Consider the following 8,761-nt stretch of genomic DNA (forward strand, 5'->3'; position numbering starts at 1 on the left):
TCCTGGTGCTGGACGAGGCGACCTCGGCGCTGGATTCGGAAGTGGAAGCGGCCATCCAGGACAACCTGGACGAATTGATGGCCGGCAAGACGGTGATCGCGATCGCGCACCGCTTGTCGACCATCGCGCGCATGGACCGGTTGGTGGTGATGGACCAGGGCCGGATCGTGGAGACCGGTACACACGCCGAACTGGTGGCCGCCGGTGGTCTGTATGCGCGCTTGTGGGCGCGGCAGACCGGTGGATTCGTGGCGGCCGACGCGTAGGGCCGGGGGGCGGTGGGCCAGGCGCTGGGCGCCCATGCCCTTTCCGGCGAATGTCCTCCGGCGTCGGCCTGTTGCCGACACCTCCCCCTTTATTTCGCCTCCAAGGGCATGGGCGCCCAGCGCCCGACCCACCGCCGAAAGTCAGGGAAGCCTCGCTCCTGGCTTGTAACGCGAGCCGAGCCCCGTAGCGGCCGGGGGGACATTTGCACCAGGGGCCTACCGGCTGCTACGGGGCCCTAACGCGCGCGACAGCCCCGATCAAAGACAGGACCAGATCCAAACGGCGCCTGCGCACCCGGCCACCCGCGTCGCGTCCTACTCATTTGGCGGCGGGTCTTGCAACAAAACACCCCCAATCAGATGAGAGAAGGACCAAAAAAAACGGCCCGGGTCACCCCGGGCCGTTTGCCTGTCTGACGAGGAACGAGGCAGTGCTTACTCGATCGGCTGGTCCAGCATCAGCTGGCGCGCGAAACGTACCGGCGGTGCGCCGTAGGACAGCATCTGGTCGTGGTAGGCCTTCAGGTTGAACTTCGCGCCCAGCTTGTCCTGCATCGCCTTGCGCGTATCGAAGTGCTCCTGCGCACCCACGAAGTAGGTCGGCAACTGCGCCGACGTCAACTGCGCACGCACCCACTTGCCCGACGCCTCGCTTTCCTGCTGGAACGCATCGTGCGTCATCAGATGCATCGCCTGCTCGCGCGACCAGTTGTCCACGTGCACGCCCTGGTCCAGGATCGCGTTGGAAATGGTGCGCAGGTAGAACTTCAACTGCACCAGATGGAACAGCGGATCGTTGTCCAGGTAACCCTGCTCCTGCATCATCCGCTCGGTGTAGACCGCCCAGCCCTCGGCGAACAGCCCCGAACGCAGCACCGCGCGCAGCGTCGAGGGGAACTTGCCCGAATGCCAGCCCTCCAGATAATGCCCCGGCGTGCCCTCGTGGATGCTCAGCAGGTGGATCATCCGGCTGTTGTATTCGCGCAGGAACGAATCGACCTGCTTGTCGCTCCAATCATCCGGAATCGGCGACACCGCGTAGAACGTCTTCAGGTTCTTGTCCAGCGGACCGGGCGAATCGCAATAGGCCACCGCCACGCCACGCTGGAACTCGGGCATCAGGATGATGTCCACCGGCGAATCGGGCAGCGTCATCAGGTCATGCTTGCGTACGAATTCGGTCGACTGCGCCAGCGCCGCCTTCGCATCGTCCACCACCTTGTCGCGCGCCGGCTTGTCGGCGTAGGCCAGCTCCAGCGCCGCCTCGATCGCCGCCTGCTGCTGGTCGTCGCTCGGGTTGGCCGGCAGTGCCGGCGCGCCCGGCTTGTCCTTCAGCACCATCTGCGCGATGCCGTACATGTCCTGGCGCACGCGCTTGAGTTCGGCACGCGCGCGTTCGCCGATCTCCGCACGCGACAGCGACGAGCTCAGCGCGAACTTCAGCTTCTGGTCGTACAGCTCCGCGCCGATGCGGAAGTCGCCCTTGGCGTTGGGCACCAGGGTCTTGTCCAGCCAAGTCTGCTGTTCTTCGACGGCCTTCTTCAGGCCATCGATGGCGGCCTGCAGACGCTTGCCGTCTTCGGCCGGCAGCTCGCCGATGTGCGGGGTGATGAACGTATCGACGATGCTGAGGATGCCGCGGTTCTGCTTGGCCACCGTCTCGGCATGAATCTTCGGCACGCGGGCCGGGTCCAGGTTTTCGCGGGCCTGGGCGAAGATCTGCGGCAGCTTCTCCATGCGCGCGGTGGCCGACTTCAGGCGGTCGGGCAGCGGGGCGAACTCACGCGCCATCAGCCCGTACAGCGCGCTGCCGGCCATGCCGTTGTAGATCTGCGGGTCCCACTTGGACGACTGCAGCACCTCGGCGCTCCAGATTTCCGACTGCAGCTGGTTGCGCAGGATCGCCGCATCCACCTGGTTCTCGCGCGAGAGCTTGCTCACATCGATCCGGTCCAGGTCGCCCACCAGGCCTTTGTAGGCGGTCAGCACCTTCTGCTGGCCGGCCGCGCTGAGGTCGTCGATCTCGCTGTCGTAGCGGTGGTCGCCGATCTGGGTGGCGCTGATCGGGGACAGCTGCATCCAGGTGTCCAGGGCGCGCTTGGACAGGTCGGCGAACGCGGCATCGACCGCGGCGTCGCCGGCGGTGGCCGGGGCCTGCGTGCCGGTGGCGGCGGGCGGGGCGTCGGCCTGCTGGCAGCCGCCGAGGGCGGCGATCAGGGCGAGGGCGAGAAGATGCTGGCGCATCGGCGATCCTGTGCTGTGGTCAATCCCCGAGCATAGGCCCAGCGGCGCGGCCGTGCCCGTGCCATTGGATTACCATGGCCCTTTCATCGGGAGGGTGCGCCATGCAGTACGAAGGGAGCTGTCATTGCGGGCAGATCGCATTCGTGGTGGATGCCGACGCCCCTATCACCGAGGTGCTGGACTGCAACTGTTCGCTGTGCCGCCGCCGTGGCGGCCTGCTGTGGTTCGGTCCGCGCGAGGCCCTGCGGCTGGGCACCGATGCGGCCGACGTGGCGACCTACCAGTTCAACCAGCACCACCTGGAACACCACCATTGCCGCACCTGCGGGATCGCCCCGTTCAGCGAGGGCGTGGACCCGCGCAGCGGACAGAAGATGGTCGCGGTGAATGTACGTTGCCTGCCCGGGGTGGACCTGGACGGGCTCAAGATCAATCGATACGACGGAGCGGGTAAACAGTGAAAAGGACGACGTGGCGCCTGACGGGCGCCCTGGCAGGGACGCTGGTGCTGGCCCTGGCCGGCTGCAGCCAGAATCACGCTGCCGCCGATGCCGGGGCCGGTGCGGCGGGCGCGGTGGCCTCGCCGGAAGGGGCCGCGCTGGCGTACGAGCACGACATCGACATCCAGCTGGAGGCGGCGCAGATCGGTCCGCGCGTGAAGCAGATCGCCGATGCCTGCCAGTCCGCGCGCTTTGGCGACTGCGCTGTGTTGCAGGTCGGTCAGCAGGGCGGCGAGTACCCGACCGGTTCGATCCGGGTGCGGATCGCGCCCAAGGGCGTCGAGCCGATCATCGGGCTGGCCGGGCAGGGCGGGGAAGTGTCCTCGCGCAACACCCATGCCGAAGACCTGGCCCAGCAGGTGGCCGACACCGCGCTGACCAAGGCACGGCTGGAGAAGGAACACGAACGCCTGCTGGCCTATGAGGACGGCAAGGACGTCAAGATGGCCGACCTGCTGGTGATCACCCAGCGCCTGTCGGAGATCGAGGCGGGCRTCGAGCAGGCCAACAAGGATGCCGCGCAGCAGCGTCGGCGGATCGATACGCAGCTGGTGACGGTGCAGTTCCACACCCCGGCCGGGCAGCGCAGCCGCAGTGAAATCGGCGAGGCCGTGCGCGAGTCTGGCGCGATCCTCACTTCCAGCGTGGCCTTCCTGATCCGCGCGGTGTCCGCGCTGCTGCCGGTAGCCCTTGTGCTCTGGCTGTTCGGCTGGATCGGGTTGAAGCTGTGGCGCCGCCGCAAGCGCCGCAACGCCAACAACGCCTGATCGACCGCGCGGKGCCGGGTTGCCCGSCACCGCGGCGGATCAGCCTTCGTCGTGCTCGTATTCGACGAACACATCCAGTTCGAGCGCCAGTTCCTGCACGGCGTCGCGCACGCGCTGGGCGCCGAGGGCATTGCCCACTTCCACTTCCAGTTCGTGGATGCCCGGGCCGATGTCGTCGGACAGGCCGGCCGAGCTGGAGTCGTCGTCGTCCATGTGCGGCATCAGGTCGTCGGTTTCCTCGACATGCTCGATACCTTCAATGCTCTGCAGCAGGTCGGTGATGGCACGCGTATCGTCTTCGCTGCCGGTGATTCGGAGTCGCAACAGGGCCATGGAATGCGCCTTGGGGGAAAGGAGCTCCAGCCTAGCCAGCGCGTGGAAAAGACGGGGTGAGGATGGCGTGCGCTAGCGTGGCGGGGACGGCGCRGGCCGGCCCAGCAGTTCGTCCGGCAACGCCGGTATCGGCGTGCGTTCGTCCAGCGCCTCGCGCTTGAGCCAGTCCATGAACGCCAGCGCGGTCGGGCTGAGCGGTCGGTGTTCGGCATGCACCACGTAGTAGGCATAGCGCGCCTTGAGCGCCGGCCCGGGCAGGCGCACCAGTTCGTAGCGCTGCAGGTAGGGCTGGGCGATGTGCTTGCGCGCCAGCACCGCCCCGATGCCGTACACCGCCGCGCGCATTGCATCGGTACTGTCGCTGAAGGAGTGCACCGAGGGCAGTTCCAGCCCGCGCACCCCGGCGGCACGGAACCAGTCGCGCCAGCCCTGCGGTGACATGTCGCTGATCAACGGCAGCGCGGCGATCTGCACCGGCTCGCGCAGCGCGGCCACGCCGGCCAGCGCAGGCGAGGCCACCGGCTGCAGTTCGTCGTCCATCAGATGATGCGCGCGCAGTCCCGGCCATTGCCCCAGCCCGTAGCGGATGCCCAGTTCCGGCCCGTTCTCGTCGAAGCGCACCAGCTCGGTGCTGGTCTGCAGTTCGATCCGTACCTGCGGATGCTGGGCGGTGAAGCGCGCCAGCCGCGGTACCAGCCAGCAGTAGGACAGCGAGCGGATGGTGGTGACCCGCAACGGCACGATGTCTGCCTGCGGGTGCAGGTTGCCGGCGACCGCGTTCAGATCGCTCAGCGCTCCGGCGGCCGCATCGGCCAGCTGGCGTCCTTCTGCGGTCAAGCGCACCCCGCGCGCGTGGCGCTGGAACAGCACCGTGCCGAGCACGTCTTCAAGCTTGCGCACATGGTGGCTCACCGCACTGGCGGTGAGGTGCAGTTCTTCGGCGGCATGGGCGAAATTCTGGTGGCGCGCGGCAACCGCGAACACCCCCAGCGCAGGCAGCAGGGCGGGGCGCAGGATCATGGTCGAGACCCAAACTAGATTTGTGGCTTGCCCGGATACTACGCGCTTGTGGGCCTCTGCCGGTAGGCGGATGCTGTGTCCCTGTCCCCCGGAGCCACCCCCATGTTGCCGTCCGCGCACGCCGCCCAGCCACGCATCTGCCTGTTCACTGGAGGCTTGCGATGAGCGGCGCCCCGATGGCCAGCGCCGCGGTCGAGCGCGACTGGCGCACCCCGCTGGAGTTGACCGTGCTCGGCGCGATCTGGGGCTGCTCGTTCCTGTTCATGCGTGTGGCGGTCCCCAGCTTCGGCCCGTACGCGTTGGTCGAAGTGCGCCTGCTGCTGGGCGCGGTTGTGCTGCTGCCGTTCCTGTGGCAGGCCCGCGCCCAATTCCCGGCCCGGCGCTGGCTGTGGCTGGCGCCGATCGGGGTGATCAACTCGGCGATCCCGTTCGTGCTGTTCGCCTGGGCCGCACAACGTGCCCCGGCGGCTATCGGCGCGATCTGCAACGCGATGACCGTGCTGTTCGCGGCGCTGATCGCATTCCTGTTCTTTGGCGAGAAGATCGGCATGCGCCGCGCCATTGCGCTGCTGGTCGGCTTCGCCGGCGTCGTGGTGCTGGCCACGGCCAAAGTTTCCGGCCTGAGCATCGGGGCGGCGGTGATCGCCGGCGCGCTGGCTGCCTTGCTGTACGGCCTGGGCGTGAACCTGGTCAAGCGCCACATGACCGGGCTGCCGCCGGCCGCCTCCGCGGGCGCCACCCTGGGCTGCGCGGCCATCGCCCTGCTGCCGATGGCCCTCACCCACTGGCCGACGGCCCCGATCCCGGCCCTGTCCTGGACCTGCGCGATTGCCCTGGGCGTGGTCTGCACCGGCCTGGCCTTCCTGATGTTCTACCGCCTCATCGCCCGCATCGGCCCGGCGCGTGCCTCCACCGTCACCTACCTCGTTCCGATGTTCGGCGCGTTGTTCGCCTGGTTGTTCCTGGGCGAACCGGTGACCGGGGCGATGGTCGTGGCCGGCGCCTTGATCCTCGGCAGCGTCGCGGCGTCGCAGAAGCGCTAAGCCCGGTTGGTCCGCGTGCAGCCACCCATGGGGTGGCTCTACGCCACAGCGCGCGGCCAAACCTCGCTTTACCGCACCGGCACCGCAATATTGCAAAGATCGATATGCCCTGCCGGCCGCTTGTAGAAATCATCCACCCGGTTGCGCCGCGCCTCCACCACATCGGCGAACGTCTTCGACTCGGTCCGCAGCACCTGCAGCTTCGGCCGCTGCGCCGCCGGCACATCGGTTGCCCGCTGGATCGAGGCGATCGGCGTGCGCTGCGCCGCATCGGCATAGAAGCCCATCGGCGCCGGCCCGCGCGGCAACGCGCTCAACAGTTCCATTCCCTGCAGCACCCGACCGACCACCGTGATGTTGCGATCCAGCTGCCGTGGCGACTGCCCCGTCACCACATACAGCTCCGCGCCAATGCTGCTGTCTTCCTCGTTGCTGCGGCCCGCGCCCAGCGTGCCGTAACAGTGCGCCAGCCAGGTCTTGCCATCCTTGCGGTCCTGGCCCACCGCGAAACCGTCCACAAACCCGGTCTGGTCGGCCCAGCCATCGCGATCGGGCAGCACGCTGACCTCCAGCCCGGCGCTGTCGCGCTGGAACTCGGCCGGTAGTTTGCGCTTGGCCGTGCCCAATGGCTTGGCCTTGGCCGCATCGTCGGCATCGATATCGCCGAACTGCACCACGAAATTGTCCTGCACGCGGTACACGGTTTCGCCGTCCCAGAAGTGCTCGTGCGCCAGCGTCTGGATATTGGCCACATGCTGCGGCGCGAACGCCGGGGCCAGTTCGATGATGACCTGGCCCTTGTCCAGATTCATGTACAGCAGGTTGGTCGGATCCGGCGTGCGCCAGTCGCTGGCCGGCGAGGCGTCCAGGATCTGCTGCGGGCTGCGGTAAGGCGTGGCTGCGCTGGCGGCCAAGGGCAGCGCGCAGGCCAGGGCGAGGGCGAGCAGGGCAGGACGACGTGGCGACATGGCAAACCCGTTCAGGAAGTGTCCCCGGATTGTGCGCGAAGCCCCGACGGATCCGCCAGCGGTCGGGGCTGCCAACCGGCACGGTGACTAACGACACATTCGCTATAGCTGACTTCACACTAGTGTTGACTCCACGCTAGCTGGAGAAGCCCATGAGCGACCACGAGGCCCACCTCAAGAAGTTCCAGAAAGAGCTCAGCGCCGGCACCGTCTCGCTGGCCCTGCTGGCGGTGCTGGCCAAGGCCGGCGAGCCGCTGTACGGCTACCTGATAGCCAAGGAGCTGGAGCGGGTCGGGGAGGGCGTGCTGAGCGGCAAGCAGAGCGCGCTGTACCCGGTGCTGCGCAACCTGGAAGGGGCCGGGTTGCTGGAAAGCCATGTCGAACCGTCGATGGCCGGACCGCCGCGACGCTACTACCGCATCAACGAACGCGGTCGCCAGGTACTGGAGCTATGGACCCAGGCCTGGCGCGCCACCCGAGATTCCGTCGATTCCGTGTTGGAGGGGGTACTGCAATGAACGACCAGACCACGACGGGCAGCCAGCTGCCCGCCACCATTCCGCAGTACCTGGCGCAGTTGCGCGCGGCCCTGCACGATGCCGACCCGGCGATGGTGCAGGACGCCCTCTACGACGCCGAGGAATACCTGCGCTCGGAGCTGGCCGCGCAGCCCGGCCGCAGCGAGGCCGAGGTGATCGCCGATGTCGCCGGCAGCTACGGCGCGCCGGAAGAGGTCGCCGAGATCTACCGCGAAACCGAAATCACCGTTACCCGTGCGCTGCGCACGCCCAGCGCCGGTGCGGCGCCGTTGCGCCGGGCGACGGTGGGCGGTGCGGGGGGGGCCAGCGTTGGTAGCGGCGTAGCGCCGACGGCACCGGCGCCGGTCAAGCCGCGCGGCGTGCTGGCGCGCTTCTTCGGTGTCGCCCTGGAGGCACGCACCTACGGCGCGCTGTTCTACATGCTGCTGTCGCTGGCCACCGGCACGTTCTTCTTCACTTGGGTGGTGACCGGCCTGTCGTTGTCGCTGGGGCTGATGGTGCTGATCATCGGTATCCCGATCGCGGTGCTGTTCTTCGGTTCGGTGCGCGGCCTGTCGCTGCTGGAAGGGCGTCTGGTGGAAGCCCTGCTCGGCGAGCGCATGCCGCGCCGGCCGACCTATTCCGACCGCAGCCGCACCTGGCTGCAGCGGATCGGCGACATGTTCACCGACGGCCGCACCTGGCTGACGCTGTTGTACTTCATGCTGATGCTGCCGCTGGGCATCGTCTACTTCACCCTTGCCACCACGCTGTTGTCGGTGTCGCTGGCCTTCATCTGGGCGCCGGTGGCAGCGTTGATCTCCCCGGATTACGTGGGGATCCATATCGACGGCAACCAGATGCTGCCGCTCTGGGTGACCCCGCTGCTGGCGGTGGTCGGCGTGCTGCTGCTGTTTGCCACCCTGCACCTGGCGCGTGGCATCGGGCACCTGCACGGGATGATGGCCAAGCACCTGCTGGTGCGGCTGTAAGGCGTCCTTGACGCGACGCAGATCCAGGGTAGTGCCGGCCGCTGGCCGGCTCCGCGCGACGCAGATCCAAGGTAGTGCCGGCCGCTGGCCGGCTCCTCGCGATGCAGGAT

General features: G+C 67.9%; 9 protein-coding genes and 1 pseudogene. 6 read left to right on the forward strand and 4 right to left on the reverse strand.

The features are described 5' to 3' along the window. A pseudogene (locus ACXJKH_RS09930) lies at nucleotides 1–266 on the forward strand (multidrug ABC transporter ATP-binding protein); the annotation flags it as partial. Nucleotides 267–701: 435 nt separating this feature from the next. On the opposite strand, the gene ACXJKH_RS09935 reads toward ACXJKH_RS09930, so the two are convergent. Then, nucleotides 702–2,510, reverse strand: a complete 1,809-nt coding sequence (locus ACXJKH_RS09935; RefSeq protein WP_457319305.1) for a DUF885 domain-containing protein — start codon at nucleotides 2,508–2,510, stop codon at nucleotides 702–704. Nucleotides 2,511–2,611: 101 nt separating this feature from the next. Here ACXJKH_RS09935 and ACXJKH_RS09940 point away from each other — a divergent pair, with 101 nt between their 5' ends. Together ACXJKH_RS09940 and ACXJKH_RS09945 are read left to right on the forward strand one after the other, a co-directional pair. After that, nucleotides 2,612–2,971 (forward strand): GFA family protein, encoded by a 360-nt coding sequence (locus ACXJKH_RS09940; RefSeq protein ID WP_256776828.1) that lies wholly within the window; start codon nucleotides 2,612–2,614, stop codon nucleotides 2,969–2,971. Then, the gene (locus ACXJKH_RS09945) at nucleotides 2,968–3,777 is read left to right on the forward strand and encodes a DUF4349 domain-containing protein (RefSeq protein ID WP_457319306.1); all 810 of its coding nucleotides are present in this window, start codon (nucleotides 2,968–2,970) and stop codon (nucleotides 3,775–3,777) included. Before ACXJKH_RS09940 ends, ACXJKH_RS09945 begins: the two co-directional genes overlap by 4 nt. 39 nt (nucleotides 3,778–3,816) lie before the next feature. On the opposite strand, the gene ACXJKH_RS09950 is transcribed toward ACXJKH_RS09945, so the two are convergent. Both ACXJKH_RS09950 and ACXJKH_RS09955 read right to left on the reverse strand, forming a co-directional pair. After that, on the reverse strand, nucleotides 3,817–4,110 hold the full coding sequence (locus ACXJKH_RS09950; protein WP_256776826.1) for a hypothetical protein: 294 nt from the start codon (nucleotides 4,108–4,110) through the stop codon (nucleotides 3,817–3,819). 72 nt (nucleotides 4,111–4,182) lie between these two features. Then, on the reverse strand, nucleotides 4,183–5,130 hold the full coding sequence (locus ACXJKH_RS09955; RefSeq protein ID WP_457319307.1) for a LysR substrate-binding domain-containing protein: 948 nt from the start codon (nucleotides 5,128–5,130) through the stop codon (nucleotides 4,183–4,185). Between the two features lie 161 nt (nucleotides 5,131–5,291). Between ACXJKH_RS09955 and ACXJKH_RS09960 the strand changes: the two genes are divergently transcribed. Beyond that, nucleotides 5,292–6,173 (forward strand): DMT family transporter, encoded by an 882-nt coding sequence (locus ACXJKH_RS09960; RefSeq protein ID WP_457319308.1) that lies wholly within the window; start codon nucleotides 5,292–5,294, stop codon nucleotides 6,171–6,173. Between the two features lie 68 nt (nucleotides 6,174–6,241). Here the strand turns inward: ACXJKH_RS09960 and ACXJKH_RS09965 are convergent, their stop codons facing one another. Beyond that, nucleotides 6,242–7,141 (reverse strand): peptidylprolyl isomerase, encoded by a 900-nt coding sequence (locus ACXJKH_RS09965; protein WP_457319309.1) that lies wholly within the window; start codon nucleotides 7,139–7,141, stop codon nucleotides 6,242–6,244. Nucleotides 7,142–7,293: 152 nt separating this feature from the next. Here ACXJKH_RS09965 and ACXJKH_RS09970 point away from each other — a divergent pair, with 152 nt between their 5' ends. Together ACXJKH_RS09970 and ACXJKH_RS09975 are read left to right on the forward strand one after the other, a co-directional pair. Further along, a complete protein-coding gene (locus ACXJKH_RS09970; protein ID WP_256776822.1) occupies nucleotides 7,294–7,659 on the forward strand; it encodes a PadR family transcriptional regulator in 366 nt (121 codons plus the stop codon). After that, nucleotides 7,656–8,651 carry a sensor domain-containing protein gene (locus ACXJKH_RS09975; protein ID WP_457319310.1) on the forward strand — a complete coding sequence of 332 codons (996 nt, stop codon included), beginning with the start codon at nucleotides 7,656–7,658 and terminating at the stop codon, nucleotides 8,649–8,651. The genes ACXJKH_RS09970 and ACXJKH_RS09975 overlap by 4 nt, the downstream gene beginning before the upstream one ends. Nucleotides 8,652–8,761 lie beyond the last annotated feature (110 nt).

It is taken from the genome of Stenotrophomonas sp. P5_B8, from assembly GCF_054049855.1.

What these genes read in the sequence shown, in the direction of transcription:
- ACXJKH_RS09935 (WP_457319305.1), bottom strand. Translation starts at nt 2,510, where the DNA reads ATGCGCCAGCATCTTCTCGCCCTCGCCCTGATCGCCGCCCTCGGCGGC.
- ACXJKH_RS09975 (WP_457319310.1), top strand. Translation starts at nt 7,656, where the DNA reads ATGAACGACCAGACCACGACGGGCAGCCAGCTGCCCGCCACCATTCCG.
- ACXJKH_RS09965 (WP_457319309.1), bottom strand. Translation starts at nt 7,141, where the DNA reads ATGTCGCCACGTCGTCCTGCCCTGCTCGCCCTCGCCCTGGCCTGCGCG.
- ACXJKH_RS09940 (WP_256776828.1), top strand. Translation starts at nt 2,612, where the DNA reads ATGCAGTACGAAGGGAGCTGTCATTGCGGGCAGATCGCATTCGTGGTG.
- ACXJKH_RS09960 (WP_457319308.1), top strand. Translation starts at nt 5,292, where the DNA reads ATGAGCGGCGCCCCGATGGCCAGCGCCGCGGTCGAGCGCGACTGGCGC.
- ACXJKH_RS09950 (WP_256776826.1), bottom strand. Translation starts at nt 4,110, where the DNA reads ATGGCCCTGTTGCGACTCCGAATCACCGGCAGCGAAGACGATACGCGT.
- ACXJKH_RS09970 (WP_256776822.1), top strand. Translation starts at nt 7,294, where the DNA reads ATGAGCGACCACGAGGCCCACCTCAAGAAGTTCCAGAAAGAGCTCAGC.